The sequence below is a fragment of the Qipengyuania sp. YIM B01966 genome, from assembly GCF_016461955.1.
Classification (GTDB): Bacteria; Pseudomonadota; Alphaproteobacteria; order Sphingomonadales; family Sphingomonadaceae; genus QFOP01.
In genome coordinates this window covers 324,124-339,688 of sequence record NZ_JADMNM010000001.1, presented here as the reverse complement: position 1 = coordinate 339,688, position 15,565 = coordinate 324,124, and the positions used below count along the sequence as shown (strand labels likewise).

17 protein-coding genes and 1 pseudogene are annotated in these 15,565 nt (G+C 67.4%); 6 read left to right on the top strand and 12 right to left on the bottom strand.

What is annotated here, in order from left to right:
- Positions 1-32: 32 nt before the first annotated feature.
- The 6 genes from ILT46_RS01770 to ILT46_RS01745 all read right to left on the bottom strand — a co-directional run bounded on the left by ILT46_RS01770 (position 33) and on the right by ILT46_RS01745 (position 5,426).
- Entirely contained in the window at positions 33-614 is a 582-nt protein-coding gene (locus tag ILT46_RS01770) for a lysozyme (RefSeq protein ID WP_199502898.1), read from the bottom strand.
- A gap of 138 nt (positions 615-752) precedes the next feature.
- Positions 753-2,162 (bottom strand): type I glutamate--ammonia ligase, encoded by a 1,410-nt coding sequence (gene glnA / locus ILT46_RS01765; protein ID WP_199502897.1) that lies wholly within the window; start codon positions 2,160-2,162, stop codon positions 753-755.
- Between the two features lie 36 nt (positions 2,163-2,198).
- Entirely contained in the window at positions 2,199-2,537 is a 339-nt protein-coding gene (locus ILT46_RS01760) for a P-II family nitrogen regulator (protein ID WP_199502896.1), read from the bottom strand.
- A 132-nt stretch (positions 2,538-2,669) separates the two neighbouring features.
- Complete coding sequence (gene argC / locus ILT46_RS01755) at positions 2,670-3,602, bottom strand: N-acetyl-gamma-glutamyl-phosphate reductase (protein WP_199502895.1); 933 nt, start codon at positions 3,600-3,602, stop codon at positions 2,670-2,672.
- Positions 3,599-3,949 carry a hypothetical protein gene (locus ILT46_RS01750; protein WP_199502894.1) on the bottom strand — a complete coding sequence of 117 codons (351 nt, stop codon included), beginning with the start codon at positions 3,947-3,949 and terminating at the stop codon, positions 3,599-3,601. Before ILT46_RS01750 ends, argC begins: the two co-directional genes overlap by 4 nt.
- 76 nt (positions 3,950-4,025) lie before the next feature.
- Positions 4,026-5,426 carry a leucyl aminopeptidase family protein gene (locus tag ILT46_RS01745; protein WP_199502893.1) on the bottom strand — a complete coding sequence of 467 codons (1,401 nt, stop codon included), beginning with the start codon at positions 5,424-5,426 and terminating at the stop codon, positions 4,026-4,028.
- A 211-nt stretch (positions 5,427-5,637) separates the two neighbouring features.
- Between ILT46_RS01745 and ILT46_RS01740 the strand changes: the two are divergent.
- Both ILT46_RS01740 and map read left to right on the top strand, forming a co-directional pair.
- Positions 5,638-6,261, top strand: a pseudogene (locus ILT46_RS01740) (DUF4163 domain-containing protein); the annotation flags it as partial.
- Positions 6,262-6,300: 39 nt separating this feature from the next.
- Positions 6,301-7,128, top strand: coding sequence for a type I methionyl aminopeptidase (gene map / locus ILT46_RS01735; RefSeq protein ID WP_199502892.1), 828 nt, complete (start codon positions 6,301-6,303; stop codon positions 7,126-7,128).
- Here map and ILT46_RS01730 read toward each other — a convergent pair.
- Both ILT46_RS01730 and ccmA read right to left on the bottom strand, forming a co-directional pair.
- Entirely contained in the window at positions 7,125-7,781 is a 657-nt protein-coding gene (locus ILT46_RS01730; protein WP_199502891.1) for a heme exporter protein CcmB, read from the bottom strand. The genes map and ILT46_RS01730 overlap by 4 nt on opposite strands.
- The gene (gene ccmA, locus ILT46_RS01725) at positions 7,778-8,371 is read right to left on the bottom strand and encodes a heme ABC exporter ATP-binding protein CcmA (protein ID WP_199502890.1); all 594 of its coding nucleotides are present in this window, start codon (positions 8,369-8,371) and stop codon (positions 7,778-7,780) included. Before ccmA ends, ILT46_RS01730 begins: the two co-directional genes overlap by 4 nt.
- Before the next feature lie 69 nt (positions 8,372-8,440).
- On the opposite strand from ccmA, the gene ILT46_RS01720 reads away from it, so the two are divergent.
- The gene (locus ILT46_RS01720; RefSeq protein WP_199502889.1) at positions 8,441-8,731 is read left to right on the top strand and encodes a 4a-hydroxytetrahydrobiopterin dehydratase; all 291 of its coding nucleotides are present in this window, start codon (positions 8,441-8,443) and stop codon (positions 8,729-8,731) included.
- Between the two features lie 202 nt (positions 8,732-8,933).
- Here ILT46_RS01720 and ILT46_RS01715 read toward each other — a convergent pair whose 3' ends face one another.
- The 4 genes from ILT46_RS01715 to ILT46_RS01700 form a co-directional block, all read right to left on the bottom strand.
- Positions 8,934-9,989 (bottom strand): alpha/beta hydrolase, encoded by a 1,056-nt coding sequence (locus tag ILT46_RS01715; RefSeq protein ID WP_199502888.1) that lies wholly within the window; start codon positions 9,987-9,989, stop codon positions 8,934-8,936.
- 2 nt (positions 9,990-9,991) lie between these two features.
- Positions 9,992-10,795, bottom strand: a complete 804-nt coding sequence (locus ILT46_RS01710) for an SDR family oxidoreductase (protein ID WP_199502887.1) — start codon at positions 10,793-10,795, stop codon at positions 9,992-9,994.
- Positions 10,796-10,808: 13 nt separating this feature from the next.
- Positions 10,809-12,914: a S9 family peptidase gene (locus ILT46_RS01705; RefSeq protein ID WP_233396885.1), complete on the bottom strand. Its 2,106-nt coding sequence runs from the start codon at positions 12,912-12,914 to the stop codon at positions 10,809-10,811.
- Between the two features lie 120 nt (positions 12,915-13,034).
- Positions 13,035-13,658: a DNA-3-methyladenine glycosylase family protein gene (locus ILT46_RS01700; RefSeq protein ID WP_199502886.1), complete on the bottom strand. Its 624-nt coding sequence runs from the start codon at positions 13,656-13,658 to the stop codon at positions 13,035-13,037.
- A gap of 104 nt (positions 13,659-13,762) precedes the next feature.
- On the opposite strand from ILT46_RS01700, the gene ILT46_RS01695 reads away from it, so the two are divergent.
- The 3 genes from ILT46_RS01695 (at position 13,763) to ILT46_RS01685 (ending at position 15,564) form a co-directional block, all read left to right on the top strand.
- Positions 13,763-14,080, top strand: a complete 318-nt coding sequence (locus tag ILT46_RS01695; RefSeq protein ID WP_199502885.1) for a 2Fe-2S iron-sulfur cluster-binding protein — start codon at positions 13,763-13,765, stop codon at positions 14,078-14,080.
- Positions 14,081-14,144: 64 nt separating this feature from the next.
- Complete coding sequence (locus ILT46_RS01690) at positions 14,145-15,152, top strand: cysteine synthase A (RefSeq protein ID WP_233396884.1); 1,008 nt, start codon at positions 14,145-14,147, stop codon at positions 15,150-15,152.
- Between the two features lie 70 nt (positions 15,153-15,222).
- Positions 15,223-15,564, top strand: a complete 342-nt coding sequence (locus tag ILT46_RS01685; RefSeq protein WP_199502883.1) for a hypothetical protein — start codon at positions 15,223-15,225, stop codon at positions 15,562-15,564.
- Position 15,565: the final 1 nt, after the last annotated feature.

Genomic DNA, 15,565 nt, shown 5'->3' with positions numbered 1-15,565 from the left:
GGCACCTGAAGTTCCAGCCCGCCGGATGGCGATCAGCCTGACGCGTACAGCGCGGCTTCGGCGGCCCGGCGTATGGCGAGGCCCCGCAAGACCTGTCCACCGGCGCGGTTCCAGCGCGCGAATTCCGCCGTCGCAGCCTCATGGTCACTCGCACGGTGACGGATGGTCAACGTCGCCCGGCCGATTGCGCCAGTATTGTAATGAAACGAGACCAGCGCATCGAACTGCGCCTGCGTCGTTGGTGCATCCCCCAGTGCGGCGGCGACGTCGCTTGCATAGCGCGCCAGATCGCGTTCGAGACGCTCATCGCATTGCTGCTGGCTCCATACCGTCTCCGGCCCGATCCCCCCGCCCGTGCTGCCCCAACCGATGGTCCACGGGGCGCCGCCCGTGCCGGGATCGGGATAAGCGGCGATGCGGCCATCGGGGAGGCGGCGGGCGCACCCTTCGAACCGCTTGATCAGCGCAATACCGGCCGGGCTTATTGCGGTCGGGACTGGGCGTGGCCTGCCCGCCGCGGCGTCGAGCGCCGCGTCCAGCGACCGTACCTCGGCCCGGCGGAACCCGCGCCCCAGCAGCACGCGCACGGCATCGAATATGGGCTTGCGGTTCACGCGCCCCTCCTTCCAGTCTGTCAGTGAAGCTGGCAGGCTAGCGCGGCGGGATGGCTGTAGGACAGCACTTTTTCGCACGCGAAAAGGGGCGCCCGGTCTGGCCGGACGCCCCCTGTCAGATAACGGCGAAGCGGACCGTCAGGCGCTGTAATACATATCGAATTCGACCGCGCTCGGGGTGGTTTCCCAGCGCATCACTTCGGCCCATTTGAGCTCGGCATAAGCGTCGATCTGGTCCTTGGTGAAGACATCGCCCTTGAGCAGGAACTGATGATCGGCCTCGAGCGCCTCGAGTGCTTCGCGCAAGCTGCCGCACACGGTCGGCACATCGGCCAGTTCGGCCGGCGGCAGATCGTAGAGGTTCTTGTCCATCGCCTCGCCGGGGTGGATCTTGTTCTGGATCCCGTCGAGCCCGGCCATCAGCAGCGCGGCGTAACACAGATAGGGGTTGGCCATCGCGTCGGGGAAGCGGAACTCGACCCGCTTGGCCTTGTCGCCCGCACCATAGGGGATGCGGCACGAGGCCGACCGGTTGCGCGCCGAATAGGCCAGCAGCACCGGCGCCTCGAAACCCGGCACCAGCCGCTTGTAGCTGTTGGTCGACGGGTTGGTGAAGGCATTCAGCGCCTTGGCGTGCTTGATCACCCCGCCGATGAAGAACAGGCATGTTTCGCTGAGTCCGGCATAGCCATTGCCGGCAAAGGTCGGCTTACCGTTTTCCCAGATCGACATGTGCGTGTGCATACCCGAGCCATTATCGTCCTTGATCGGCTTGGGCATGAAAGTCGCCGTCTTGCCGTAGGCATGGGCAACCTGGTGAACGACATATTTGTAGACCTGCATCCGGTCGGCGGTTTCGACCAGCGTGCCGAAGGTCAAGCCCAGTTCGTGCTGCGCGGCGGCGACTTCGTGGTGATGCTTGTCGCAGGGCAGCCCCATTTCGAGCATGGTTGCTACCATCTCGGCGCGGATGTCCACCGCGCTATCGACGGGGGCGACAGGGAAATAGCCGCCCTTGACCCGCGGCCGGTGCGCCATATTGCCCGATTCATATTCGCGCCCGGTATTGGTCGGCAGCTCGATATCGTCGATCCGGTAGCCCGATCCGGCATAGCCATCTTCGAAGCGAACATCGTCGAACATGAAGAATTCGGCTTCCGGCCCGACATAGATAGTGTCGCCGATGCCGGTTGATTTGAGATAGGCTTCGGCCCGCTTGCCGGTCGAGCGGGGATCGCGGGCATAGAGTTCGCCCGATGACGGCTCAACGATGTCGCAGCAGATGATCAGCATCGGGGTGGCGCTGAACGGATCGACATAGACCGCGTCCAAATCGGGCCGCAGCACCATGTCGCTTTCATTGATCGCCTTCCAGCCTTCGATCGACGAGCCGTCGAACATCAGCCCGTCTTCCAGCATATCTTCGTCGAGCACGCCGGCGGTCATCGTCAGATGGTGCCATTTACCCTTGGGATCGGTGAAGCGCAGATCGACCCATTCGATCTCCTCGTCCTTGATGCGCTTCAGGATATCGCTCGCACTTGCCATGGATGTCTTGCCTTTCGTGGAACTGGAAAAGAGGTGTCAGATCGCGTCGTCGTCGCGCTCGCCGGTGCGGATACGCAGGGCGGATTCGATGGTGGACACGAAGATCTTGCCATCGCCGATACGGCCAGTCTGCGCGGCGGCGGCAATCGCTTCCACCACGCGTTCGGCGATGGCGTCGGCCACCACCACCTCCAGCTTCACCTTGGGGAGGAAATCGACGACATATTCGGCGCCGCGATAGAGTTCGGTATGGCCCTTCTGCCGGCCGAAGCCCTTGGCCTCGGTCACGGTGATGCCCGACACGCCGACCTCGTGCAGCGCCTCCTTCACGTCGTCGAGCTTGAACGGCTTGATGATGGCTTCGATCTTTTTCACCTGATCCCCCCGCGTGGCCTGTCCGCCAAGATTTCAAGAATCATGCCAGATGGCATCTCCTAGCATTAGGGCATGGGCCGGGCGCGCGAAAGGGTCGGGCCTGCCTGTTTGCGGGGCAGCCTGTGCCCAAAATCAGGGCAGCACCAGGCCGGCGGTTTCGGGCAGGCCGGCCATCAGATTGAGGTTCTGCACCGCCGCCCCGCTGGCTCCCTTGCCAAGATTGTCGAGCCGTGCGACCAGCCGGGCGTTCCACCCGCCTTCATCAGCGAATACAAACAGCTCAATCCCGTCTGACGGACGGGCATCGGGCAGCAACAGCAATTCGTCGCGGAGGCCGGATGGGTGGACCGTGACCAGTGGCGCTTCGGCGTAAAACGCCATCAGGGCATCGCGGAGGGCATCGGCGTGGGGCTGGCATGGCATCGCGCCCAGATGCAGCGGCACTTCGACGATCATTCCGCGATAGACCGGGACCACGGCAGGCGCGAACAGCACCGGATGTTCTAGCCCGGCATGGGCTTGCATTTCCGGCAGGTGCTTGTGCGCAAGATTATAGCCATAGGCGCGAAAGCCCGGCGCGGGGCCGGTTTCGTATCGTTCGATCAGCGCCTTGCCGCCACCCGAATAGCCGCTGACGGCGTTAACCGTGTACGGCCAGTCCGCCGGCAACAGCCCGGCGCGGATCAGCGGTGCGACCAGTGCCAGAAAGCCGGTGGGATAGCAGCCGGGACTGCTCACCAGCCGCGCTGCGGCCACCTGCTCGCGCCCGACCAGTTCGGGAAAGCCGTAGGTCCACCCGGCAGCCGTGCGATGCGCGCTGGATGCGTCGATGATGCGGGTGCGGGCTGTTTCATCGAGCATGGCAACCGCCTCACGCGCAGCATCGTCCGGCAGGCAGAGGATGGCGAAATCGGCCGCATTCAGCGCGTCGCGCCGGGCGGCATCATCCTTGCGCTGCGCCTCGTCGAGAGCGATCAGATCAAATTCACCGCGTCCGGCCAGCCGCTGGGCGATTTCGAGCCCGGTCGTCCCGGCGGCGCCGTCGATGAAGACCCGCGCGCTCATTCCCCGATCGGGGCGAGCTGGGCGGTTTCGACATAACCGGTCGGCCCGTCCGGCCCGAGACAACCCCAGCACCACTTGCCGGCGAAATCGAGCGCTTCGAACATCGTCCCGGGGGCGAGCATCTGGATGGTCTGGCTGTCATTCTGCGGGGCGCACAACAGGCGTGCGCTGTCCGCACCGATGCGGCGCGGCTGCGGCTGGATGTAATGCGGCACCAGATAACGCCCGGCGAGCGCGATATGCGCCAAATCGCCGCGGATCGGCAAAGTGCCGAGTTCTGGGCGCGAGACCGGCCCGGACAGGGCAATCTCCCCCTCTGGCGGCGAGTAGGTGCTGGTGGCGCTCACGCGGCTGGAATACCCCCGGTCTGACTGCCGCGCCGCTTAGCGGCTGGCGCCGTGGCAGGCAAGTTCACCGCCTTGGTCACCCACCATAGCGGGCGCGCAGCATATGGAACACCGCCCGGAGCCCGAGTGGCGCGCCCCCCTTGGGCCGCCCCGGCCTGACCATCGGTTGCCAGGCAAAGGTGTCGATATGCGCCCAGTCGAGCGGGGTACCATCCGGATTTTTCCCGACAAAACGGTCGAGGAACAGGCCGGCGACGCTCGCCCCGGCAAAACCGTTGGTGTGCGAATTGTTTATGTCGGCAATGTCGGTTTTCAGCCACTCGGCATAGGCTTCGGGCAAGGGCAGCCGCCACAGAGTGTCGTCATGGGTCTTGCCGGCCGCCAGCAGTGCCTCGGCCGTTTCGTCGCGGCGGGTCATCAGCGCAGGGAAATCGGGGCCGAGCGCCACCCGTGCGGCGCCCGTCAACGTGGCAAAATCCACGATCAGGTCGGGCGCATCCTCGCTTGCCCGGGCCAGCGCATCGGCCAGTAGCAAGCGCCCTTCGGCGTCGGTATTACCGATTTCCACAGTCAGCCCCTTGCGGCTGGTGAGGATGTCACCGGGGCGGAAGGCGCTTCCCGCAATCGCGTTTTCGGCCGCCGGCACCAGCAGGTGCAGCCGGATATCGAGCCCCGTCTCCATGATCAGGCCAGCCAGTGCGATCGCGTGCGCGGCGCCGCCCATATCCTTCTTCATCAGCAGCATGCCCGATGCCGGCTTGATGTCGAGCCCGCCGGAATCGAACGTCACCCCCTTGCCGATGATCGCCACCAGCGGGGCGCCCTCGCGGCCCCATTCAAGGCGGATCATGCGCGGTGCGTGGTGCCGCGCCGCCGCCCGGCCGACCGCATGGACCAGCGGAAATTCCTGTTCCAGCCGCTCGCCAGCAGTGACGGTGAGCGCGGCCTTGTGCTTCTTGGCGATCTTCTCCGCCTCCGCCTCGAGCGCGGCGGGCCCCATATCCTCGGCCGGGGTATTGACCATGTCGCGCACAAGGTTGGCGGCGCGCGCCTCGGCGCGGGCAAGGTCGAGCGCCTTGGCATCCTTCGTCAACAGGATGCGCGGCCCCTGCGCCGGCTTCTGTTCGAGATAGCGCGCGAAGCGGTACTGCCCGGTCTGCCAGCCGAACAGCGCCGGGCCGGGCTCCCCATTGGCGCGGCGGTAAGTGCCTTCGGGCAGCACTTCGGCGAGGCGGGCCATGCACCAGCTCGACAGATTCTCTGGGTTGGCGACGCCGCCCACGGCAAACCAGCTATCGCCATCGGGCACGATGCCGACCTGATAACCGCTGCCATCGAATTTCTGCGCCCCAAGCGCGGCGCGTTGGCCGGCGGTCAGCGACTTCGCCCATGCGGCATAACCGTCCTTGTCGACGAGGTGGATGGCAACCGCGGTCTGCCCGCGATCGGCTTCGATCAGTTCAACCGGCTTTTTCATGCGCAGCCCCTAGCGCGGTAGGGCCAGGATGTGCGACAGTTTTCGCATGACCATGCCGTGCCGTGCCGTCGTTCTCGTCTCACTGATGCTCGCCGGTTGCGTGCCGGCCGCTGGGCCCGAGCAGCCTGCGCCACCTGCCGCATCGAGCACCGCCGGTGCTAGCGGGGCGCAGGCTGTGGCCGAGGCGAACGGCCTTTAAGAGTTCAAATATAGCTGGCCGGCGGCGGCCGGGGCAGATCCCCGCCTGGCGGCCGAACTGCACCACCGGATGGGGAGCACCCGGGCCGACCTTGCCCGCGAGGCGCGCGCCTTTCAGCGTGACGCGGCAGCGAACAATTTTCCCTTCCGCCCCTATGTCAGCCAGAGCGAATGGCAGGTGCTGGCCGAAGGGCCGCAGCTGATCAGCCTGTCCAAAGCGTTCTACGAATATTCGGGCGGGGCGCACGGGATCAGCGGGCGCGAGGGGCTGGTGTGGGGCAAGGCGGCGGGCCGGCCAGTGCCCACGCTTGACCTGTTCACCACGCCCACCGCCCTCGAGGCCGCGATCCGCAGCGATTACTGCGCGGCGCTTGACGCCGAGCGCAGCAGCCGACGGGGCGCCGATTATCGGCCCGGTGCGGGCGATCCGTTCGCCGCTTGCCCACCGCTTGCCGAACTCACCGTTCTGCCCGAGGCGCGCGGGGCTGGTCGGATCGACCGGTTGACGCTGCACGCCGGGCCCTATGTTGCCGGGCCCTATGCCGAAGGTGCGTATGACATCACCCTGCCGGTGACCGCCGCGGTGCTGGCGACGGTGAAGCCGGCCTACCGCGCGGCGTTTGCCCCGCCACGCTGACGCTCGCAATTTCGTGCGGCACCCGCTAGGGCAGGGCGCATGACCGATTACCAACTCGTCACCGGCGACGAGACCGTCATTCGCGACGGCTCGATCAAACTGCACACCGAAGCCGGCTTTGCCGGGATGCGTCGGGCCGGCGCGCTGGCGGCCGAAATCCTCGACGCGGTGGCTGAATGGGTCGCGCCCGGCGCGACCACCGCCAGCGTCGATGACAAGGTGCGGGCGATGATGCTGGATGCCGGCGCGGTGCCGGCGACGCTCGGCTATCGCGGCTACGAACATAGCTGCTGTATCTCGATCAATCATGTCGTGTGCCACGGCATTCCGTCCGAAAAGACCTTCAAGGATGGCGACATCGTCAATGTCGATGTCACCCCGCTGATGGATGGCTGGCACGGCGACAGCAGCCGGATGTATCTCGTTGGCGATGTCAGCCTCAAGGCGCGGCGGCTGGTCGAGGTGACCTATGAATGCCTGATGCTGGGCATCGAACAGGCGCGCCCCGGCAACCGGCTGGGCGATATCGGCGCGGCGATCCAGGCCCATGCCGAACAGTACCGCTACGGCGTGGTGCGCGAATTCTGCGGTCACGGCCTTGGCCGGCTGTTCCACGATGCGCCCGAAGTGGTCCACGCCGCCAAGGCGGGCACTGGCCCGGTGCTGAAGCCCGGCATGTTCATGACCATCGAACCGATGATCAATCTGGGCAAACCGTGGGTCAAGCTGCTGAACGATGGCTGGACCGCCGTTACCCGCGACAAGAGCCTCTCGGCCCAGTTCGAACATTCGATCGGCATCACCGAGGACGGGGTGGAGATTTTCACCCTCAGCCCGACCGGCCGCGACAAGCCTCCTTACGCCTAACCTTCCCGCGCGGCGCGCACCGCGGCGCCGGCGGCGAAAGGGGCGATGGCGCACAGCACCAGGCTGATCGCGGCGCAAAAAGCCAGCGCGGCCGGATCGCCGCCCGCCAGCGCGCCGGCGCCGAAAATCAGCAGCGGGATCGCCAGCGGCACCAGCAGCAGCCCGGCCAGCGCCGCCCCGCTGCGTAAGGAGGCGGTCAGCGCGGCGATGATGAGCCCGATCGCGGCCAGCCCCGGTGTCCCCGCCAGCAGCCCCAGCACCAGCAGGCGCAGCGTCTCTCCCTCGAGTGCCAGCAGCGCCGAGACCGGCACGCTCGCCAGCACCAGCAGCGGCCCGAAGCTCAGCCAGTGCGCCACCAGCCGGACCGCGCAGACCGCTTCTTCCGCCACGCCGCGCAGTGCCAGCTGGTCGAAGAAACCCGCCTCGATATCGGGCGCGATCAACCGGTCGAGCGGCAGGATCGCGGCGAGCAAAGCGGCGACCCACAGCACTCCGCCACCAGTGCGCGCCAGCAGTTTGGCATCCGGCCCCACGGCGAAGGGGAACAACACCGCCACTGCGCAGAAGAACAGCACCGGCAGCAGCGGTCCGCCGCGTCCATTGCCCAGTAGCAGCGCCAGATCGCGCCGCAGGATCGCCGCAGCCGCACTCATGGCGCATAATCTGCCAGGTCGATCCGGCGCATCCCGGCGAGCGTGAAGGGCTGGTGTGAGGCAATCACCGCCGCCCCGCCGCCGGCACAGAACGCCGCCACCGCCTGCTCCACCCCCTCTGCTGCCGCGCTGTCGAGGCCGTTGAGCGGCTCGTCCAGCAACCAGATCGGCGCGCCCCGCGCATTGGCCTGGAGCACGCCTGCGCGCTTCCTCTGCCCGGTGGAGAGCAGCCGCACCGGCACATCCTCCAGCGCGGTGAGCCCCCAGCGCGCCCGCGCCTCCGCGCCGTAACCGCGCCCGTCGATCCGCTCCCAGAAAGCCAGCGCCCGGCCCAGCGGCAGGTGCTCGTCCAGCGGCAGCCGCCCGTCGAGTAGGGCCACCTCGCCGCCGCGCTCCACCGTGCCGGCATAGGGGCGCAGCAGGCCGGCAAGGATACGCAGCAGGCTGGTCTTGCCGGTGCCATTGGCGCCGACGACCTGCATCGCCTCGCCCGGCAACATCGCCAGCGAGAGGCCGCGAAACAGCAGCCGGTCGCCCCGCCGGCAGGCGAGATCGCGGGCGGCGAGGGCGGCGGGCGGCGGCGCTTGCATGGCCCCGCGCGATAGGCGAAAGCCGCGCGGCGAACAATCGCCCGCGCTGGCCGGGCGCAAGGAGAGACAATGACCGTCCCCCGTCTGACCGATGCCGAGCGCGATGCGCTGCTCGCCGCGCACCCCGACTGGGCGCTGGCCCGCGATGGCGCGGCGATCGAACGGCGCTTCACCTTCGCCGATTTCAGCGCCGCCTGGGCCTTCATGAGCCGGGTCGCGCTGCTCGCCGAGACGCACGATCATCACCCCGAATGGTCGAACGTCTACAACCGGGTGGAGATCGCGCTCACCACGCACGACGCCGGCGGCCTCAGCGCCCGCGACGCGCGCATGGCCGCGGCGATCGACGCGCTGCTGTAATCCTACAGAAGGCGACAAAGGCGACAGTGGTGTCATCCGCCCCACGGCAATTGCAATTGCTTGATAATCAACAATGAATGTATCTTCTATGCCCGCCAGGTGACAGGTTTGCACGAGGGGGCCCTCGCCAGCCCACACGCAATAGCAGCGGTCTAGCGCGCCGCCGGGGATGTAGGACAGCGTAGCAGGCGCGGGCGCAAGTTCACCGGCGCAGATTGCCCTCGCGTGCAAGCGGGCCAAGGTCGTAGAGCAGGCAGCGATAATATAGCCGATCGCGCCCTGCTGCCGCCGCGCCAGGCGTGGTCCGCCAAGCCGTGTCGCGCGTGCAGGGCGCGTCCATGCGGGCCTGCTCCTCCGCGCTGCGCTCAAGCGGAGCCCGTCCGCCGATCAGTCGCTCCGCCTTATACTCGCGGGTCGGCGTGCCATAGAGTGTCCGGAAGGCGTCGAGCGCCATGGGGTGAAATAGCGTGCCATGCGTCTCGCTGTCGCCCACCGGGACATAGATCCATTGCAAACCCGGCGGCGCAGCTTCGCGCAGGACATCGACCAGCCGTTCCATCCCCTCGCGATGCCAGTCGCCTTCATTAGCGACCGTCAGGTAGAGCCGCCGCTCGCCGGCCGGAAAGCGGGCAAACCGATCAGCCGCTTCGCGCGGATATTTCATCTGTTCCCACCACAGCGAAGGCGAAATGGCGATATAATCGTCGAATAAAGCCGGTTCTTCGAACAGCGTTTCGACCACGAACAAGGCCGCCAGGGATTCGCCCATAACCGCATCCTCCCCACTGGTGCGGAGCGATGCGGCGATCATCGGTTTGAGCTCGTCGCGGAGAAAATCGCGATAACGGGCCGAGCCACCTGGCACGGCGCGCAAAGACGCCTGGTAAGGTGCATGATCGACCACCGGCGGCGACAATTCGTGGCGGCGGTTCACGCTTTCGATGCCCACCAGAATGAACGGCGCGAAGCTGGCGTTCATCTCGCGGCTCTGCGCGATACCGGCAATATGCTCGAAATCCTGCTGGGGGCCGCCATCCAGCAGATAGACCACCGGGAACCGCCGTTCGGGTTCGGCCGCATATTCGGCCGGCAGGCGGATGGTGATTCTGCGCTCGCCACCAAGGATGGTCGAGTGCACGCGATGCGTCGTAGCGGTGGCAAAAGGCTGGCCCGGCGGCAGCTGCGATTGCGCGGCGGTCGGTGTTGGCAGCGTTGCGACCAGCGCGGCCAGCGCCGCTACGAGCAATACGACGCGCATCCTCACCGCCCCATCGGGCGCGCGCTGGCGCGGCTCATGCGGCGCAGGCGGGCGGGCATCCAGCGGCTGGCGAAGGCGAGGCGGCGGGCGGTCTTGCCGACCGGCGTGTGCAGCCGCTCGCCATGGACAGCGGCCCAGGCGGCTTCGGCCACATCGCTGACGGGAGTAATCTCCAGCCCGGCATCGAGCACGCGCTGGCGGATGCGTTCGTTGCTGGTCACATTGGGCGCGTGGTCGAGCAGCGGGGTGTCGATGAAGGCGGGCATCAGGCTGCGCACTGCGATGCCATGTTCGGCCCATTCGCCATCGAGGCTTTCGGTCAGCGCGCGGACGCCGAACTTGGTCGCCGAATAGACGCTCGCCCCGGCCGTGCCCCAGATGCCCGCCGCGCTGGCGGTGTTGAGCAGGCAGGAACCGGGGGCGCTGTGGACGAGATGCGGGAACGCGGCCTGCGCGCCAAACAGCGCACCCTTCAGATTGATGTCGAGACAGCGGGTGATCTCTTCGGGCGAATTGTCGGCCAGCGCGCCGCCCAGCGGGATGCCGGCATTGTTGGCCAGCACATCGAGCCGGCCGGCGGCGGCGATGAACTCGGCCAGCGCGCGTTCCCATGCGCCCCGGTCGCGCACGTCGAGCTGGTGCGTCGAGACACGCCCCGCGGGCAGCATGGCGGCGAGCGCCGCCATCCCCGCGCTGTCGATATCGCCCAGCCCGACAAACCAGCCGCGCGCGGCGAACAGCTCGGCGATGGCGCGCCCGATGCCGGACGCGCCGCCGCTGACGAAGATCGCCCGCTGCTCGCTCACCGCCTCGCCGCGCTTAGCGGGTCGACGCCTCAGCCAAGCCGGGGACGTAGCTCGCCCCTTCGACGATCTGCGCGGTTGAACCCCGCACCGTGTCGCCCACCGGCTCGGCCCGCCCGCCAAGGCATTGGGCGAGGAAGTTTTCGGCCACCGCGTTGAAGGCGATATTGTTCGCCGGCTTGGCAAAGCCGTGGCCCTCGTCGGGGAACAGGACATAGGTGACGGGGATGTTATTGGCCTTCATCGCCGCAACGATCTGGTCACTTTCCGCCTGATTGACGCGCGGATCGTTCGCCCCCTGGCCGATCAGCAGCGGGCGCTGGATGCGGTTCGCGCTGTAGAGCGGGCTGCGTTCTTTCAGCATCGCCAACCCTTCGGGCGTGTTGGGGTTGCCCATCCGCTCGTGGAACTGGCGGACCATCGGCTCCCAATAGGGCGGAATGGTCTTCAGCAGCGTTTCGAGGTTCGACGGGCCCACAATATCGACCCCGCAGGCGAATTTTTCGGGTGTAAAGGTGAGCCCGGCGAGCGTGGCATAGCCGCCATAGGATCCGCCCATGATCGCCACCTTGTCGGCCTGCGCCACGCCGCGCTCAACCGCCCAGTCGACCGCGTCGATCAGATCGTCATGCATCGCGCGGCCCCATTGGAGGTCACCGGCCGAGATGAACTCCTTGCCGAAGCCGGTCGAGCCGCGGAAATTGACGCTCATCACCGCATAGCCGCGATTGGCCAGCCATTGATGGGCCGAATTGTAGCCATAGCCGTCGCGCGCCCACGGCCCGCCATGGACCAGCAGCACCATCGGCACCGGCGCATCGGGCACGCCGTCCGCATTGCTGTCGCTGCCCGGCGGCAGGGTGAGGTAGGAGGGCAGGGTCAGCCCGTCGCGGGCGCGGATTTCCAGCGGATGCATCGGCTGGAGCGGCGCCCCGACGAGGTCGGGGCGCGAGGTATAAAGCTCGGTCAGCGTGCCGGCGGTACGATCGTACAGCCAGGTCTTCGCCGGCGCGGTCAGCGGGTCGTTGCCGACGATCCACTTGTCATCGGCCAGCGTTCGCGAGGCGACGCCGAAATCCCCTTCGAGCCGGCTGTCGAGGAAATCGAGCGACGCCTTGATCGCCGGATCGAGCGCGGTCCACTGATTGCGCAGGTAATAGGCCGAATAAGCCTCTACCTCGCCGGTGCGCGGGTTGCGCATCGTGCCGCCGAGATCGGCCTTGGCATCTTCGGCGATCAGCCGCCGCTCGCCCGTCTGCGTGTCGAGCGCATAGAGCGCGGCGGTGTTCCGCTCGCGGCTGTCTATCCAGTACAGCGTGCGCCCGTCGAACGTGTAGCCCGCCGGGCTGGTGGTCAGCGCATCAGCAAGGCCGGTGCTGGCAATCGGCTGGTCGGCGACGCGGCCGTTTTCGATCGGATAGAAGTCGGTGCCGCCTTGCGCGTTCTGCTTGATCGCCATGCGCAGTGCCAGGGTGTCGTCGGCCATGAACCCGGCATAGGCATCATTGCGATAGACTTCGGTCAGCGCGCCGGTGTTGAGGTTGAGCCGATAGACGTCATGATAACGCGGGTCGCGGTTGTTGATCCCCACCAGGATGGTGTCGCGCTGCGTGCTCGATGCGCCGACTATGGTGACGCGGCTGCGTTCGAACGGGGTCAGCGTGCGTTCCGCGCCGGTGGCAACATCGACGCCGTAGAGCAGGAAATTTTCGTCCCCGCCCTTGTCCTGGATGTAGAGTACGCTCTTGGAATCGGGCGCCCAGAAATATTGCCGGATCGGCCGGTCGGTGCTGGCGGTCATTGCCCGCGCGGCAGTGGGGTTGGCGGCCGGCGCGATGAACACGTTCATCACTCCATCCTTGGGCGCCAGCCAGCTCAGCCATTGCCCATCGGGGCTCAATTGCGCGCCCGAGCGGCTCGGATTGCCGTAGATCACGCTGCGCGGAATGAGCGGGAAGTTCGCTACCCGCTCGGCAGCGGTGCGGGTGTCGGCAGTGGTGCTGGTGGTGGTGGCAGCGGTCATCGCGGCTCCGTCGGTGTAGGTAGTGGCGCAGGCGCCAAGCAGCGCGGTGGCAGCAGCCCCGGCAAACAGGCGGGCGGCGGCGGCGGGGAACCCGGTCATATCATCCTCCTCACGCGGCCACTCGGATGGCGGCCCTCATATCAGCGAATGTAGCCGCTACAGCACGCCGCGCAATGCCGGTCGTCGGACGCAATCGCGGTTTGGTGGAGCGGCATACCCTCACACCGGGGCGGCGCTGTGCTGGTAATAGTGCCAGGCGAAGACCGCCATCGCGCCGCGGTAGGGGCGCCAGGGTTCGGCCAGTGCGCGGGTGGCCTTCTCGTCGGGCCGGGCGGGCAGAGCGAGGATGCGGCCGATCGCTTCCATCACCGCCAGATCGCCCGCCGGCCAGATGTCGGGCCGCCCTTCGGCGAACAGCAGATAGATTTCCGCCGACCAGCGGCCGATGCCCTTGATCCGGGTCAGTTCGGCAATCGCCGCCTCGTCATCGGCCGGCAGCGCGTCCAGGGCCAGTGCCCCGTCCACCACCAGTTGCGCGAGGCTGCGGGCATAGGATTGCTTCTGCCGCGACAGGCCGCAGGCGCGCAATTCGTCCTCGGTGCTGGCGAGGAGGGCCGCGGGATCGACGCCTGTGCCGAGCTGCGTCTCAAGCTTGTTCCAGACCGACGCGGCCGAGGCGACGCTGACCTGCTGGCCGACAATCGTGCGCAGCAAGGTCGCGTAGCCGGGCTCGCGGATGCGCGGTGCGGGATAGCCGGCCAGTCCCAGCGCCCGCGCCACCGCTGGCTCACAAGCCGCCACCGCATCAAGCCCGGCGCGCAATTGTTCGGCAGTCAGGCCCATAACGCACTCTCTCCGCAAGGCCGCTTGCCAAGCCGGCTGCCAGCTTTTAGCGAGCACGCCAGCGCGGCTGGTCGCGCCAGTTCACCGCAGGAAAGCAGCGCCATATGCCAAGGCTCATCGTCGTCAACCGCGCAGGCGAGGAAACCACTGTCGAGGCGGCCGACGGCCTGACTGTAATGGAAGCGATCCGCGACAATGGCTTCGACGAATTGCTGGCGCTGTGCGGCGGCTGCTGTTCGTGCGCGACCTGCCATGTCCATGTCGATCCGGCGTTCCTCGATCAGCTGAACCCGATGAGCGAGGACGAGGACGATCTGCTCGAAAGCAGCGATCACCGCGTGGCCAGTTCGCGGTTGGGCTGCCAGGTGCCGCTGACCCCCGCGCTCGACGGGTTGCGCGTCACCATCGCCCCCGAAGACTGAGTTCCTTCCGGCCAAGCGCATCTGCGTTGCCCGCATGGGGCGGCGCGCCTAAAGCGGGGCGATGATGGCCCAACCTGCGCTTTCCGCCACGCTCGACCTTATCGGCAATACCCCGCTGGTGCGGCTCAAGGGGCCGAGCGAGGCGGCGGGGTGCGAGATCTGGGGCAAGTGCGAATTCGCCAATCCGGGCGGCTCGGTGAAGGACCGCGCGGCGCTTGCCATCGTCCGCGCAGCCGAGGCGGCGGGCACGCTCGCGCCCGGCGGCACGATCGTCGAGGGGACGGCGGGCAATACCGGCATCGGCCTCGCGCTGGTCGGCAACGCGCTGGGCTACAGGACGGTCATCGTCATGCCCGAGACGCAAAGCCGCGAGAAGATGGACACGCTGCGTGCACTTGGCGCGCGGCTGGTGCTGGTGCCGCCCGCGCCCTTCGCCAACCCGGCGCACTTCGTCCACACCTCGCGCCGGCTGGCCGAGGAAACGCCGGGCGCTGTTTGGGCCGACCAGTTCGACAATATCGCCAATCGCCGCGCCCATATCGAGGGCACGGCGGCCGAATTGTGGGAGCAGATGGACGGGCGCATCGACGGATTTACCTGCGCTGCCGGCACCGGCGGGACGATTGCCGGCGTCGGGATGGGCCTCAAGGACCGGTCAGACAAGGTGACCATCGCGCTGACCGACCCGCACGGCGCGGCGCTCTATTCCTTCTATGCTTGCGGCGAGTTGAAGGCCGAGGGCAGTTCGGTCGCCGAGGGGATCGGTCAGGGTCGTGTCACCGGCAATCTCGACGGCGCGCCGATCGATACGCAATTCCGCGTCAGTGACGAGGAAGGGCTGGGCTGGTGCGCCCGGCTGCTGCGTGAAGAAGGGCTGTGCCTGGGCCTGTCGTCGGGCATCAATGTCGCCGGCGCGGTGCGGCTGGGCAAGGAACTGGGCGCGGGTGCACGAGTGGCGACTATCCTCTGCGATACCGGCTTCCGCTATCTCTCCACGCTTTACAATCCCGACTGGTTAGCGGCCAAGGAGTTGCCCGTGTTCGGCTGGCTGCAAGGGTCCGATTTGCCTTGAGCGCGGCGCTGCGCTAGATTGCGCGGCGATGGCATTGCGACCCTATGCATCCCCCGCTCCGGCTGAGGCCGTGGCGGAGGCCCCGACCACCACGGACCCGGCGGCCCCGTCCGCCCGCGCCGAGGCCAAACGACGGCTGCAAATCGGTTTTTCGGCGCTCGCCGGGGTGATGCTGCTGGTCAGCCTGTCCAGCGTAATCATGGAACGCGCCAACCGCGCCGATGCCGCCGCGGTGCCCGAAGCGGCGGCAACCGTGGCGCCGACCCCATCCCCGGCGGGCGATCCGCTGGCCGATACGGGGGTCGTCCCCGATCTGCCGCTGGGCGGCGCCGGTAACGATGGGGGCGCTGGCACCGCTCCGTCGACGCCGGGCGATCCGTTGGCCGCTCCGGCCGCCGAACCGGCCCGCTGAC

What these genes read in the sequence shown, in the direction of transcription:
- glnA (WP_199502897.1), bottom strand. Translation starts at nt 2,162, where the DNA reads ATGGCAAGTGCGAGCGATATCCTGAAGCGCATCAAGGACGAGGAGATC.
- argC (WP_199502895.1), bottom strand. Translation starts at nt 3,602, where the DNA reads ATGAGCGCGCGGGTCTTCATCGACGGCGCCGCCGGGACGACCGGGCTC.
- ILT46_RS01745 (WP_199502893.1), bottom strand. Translation starts at nt 5,426, where the DNA reads ATGAAAAAGCCGGTTGAACTGATCGAAGCCGATCGCGGGCAGACCGCG.
- map (WP_199502892.1), top strand. Translation starts at nt 6,301, where the DNA reads ATGACCGATTACCAACTCGTCACCGGCGACGAGACCGTCATTCGCGAC.
- ILT46_RS01730 (WP_199502891.1), bottom strand. Translation starts at nt 7,781, where the DNA reads ATGAGTGCGGCTGCGGCGATCCTGCGGCGCGATCTGGCGCTGCTACTG.
- ccmA (WP_199502890.1), bottom strand. Translation starts at nt 8,371, where the DNA reads ATGCAAGCGCCGCCGCCCGCCGCCCTCGCCGCCCGCGATCTCGCCTGC.
- ILT46_RS01720 (WP_199502889.1), top strand. Translation starts at nt 8,441, where the DNA reads ATGACCGTCCCCCGTCTGACCGATGCCGAGCGCGATGCGCTGCTCGCC.
- ILT46_RS01715 (WP_199502888.1), bottom strand. Translation starts at nt 9,989, where the DNA reads ATGCGCGTCGTATTGCTCGTAGCGGCGCTGGCCGCGCTGGTCGCAACG.
- ILT46_RS01705 (WP_233396885.1), bottom strand. Translation starts at nt 12,914, where the DNA reads ATGACCGGGTTCCCCGCCGCCGCCGCCCGCCTGTTTGCCGGGGCTGCT.
- ILT46_RS01700 (WP_199502886.1), bottom strand. Translation starts at nt 13,658, where the DNA reads ATGGGCCTGACTGCCGAACAATTGCGCGCCGGGCTTGATGCGGTGGCG.
- ILT46_RS01695 (WP_199502885.1), top strand. Translation starts at nt 13,763, where the DNA reads ATGCCAAGGCTCATCGTCGTCAACCGCGCAGGCGAGGAAACCACTGTC.
- ILT46_RS01690 (WP_233396884.1), top strand. Translation starts at nt 14,145, where the DNA reads ATGGCCCAACCTGCGCTTTCCGCCACGCTCGACCTTATCGGCAATACC.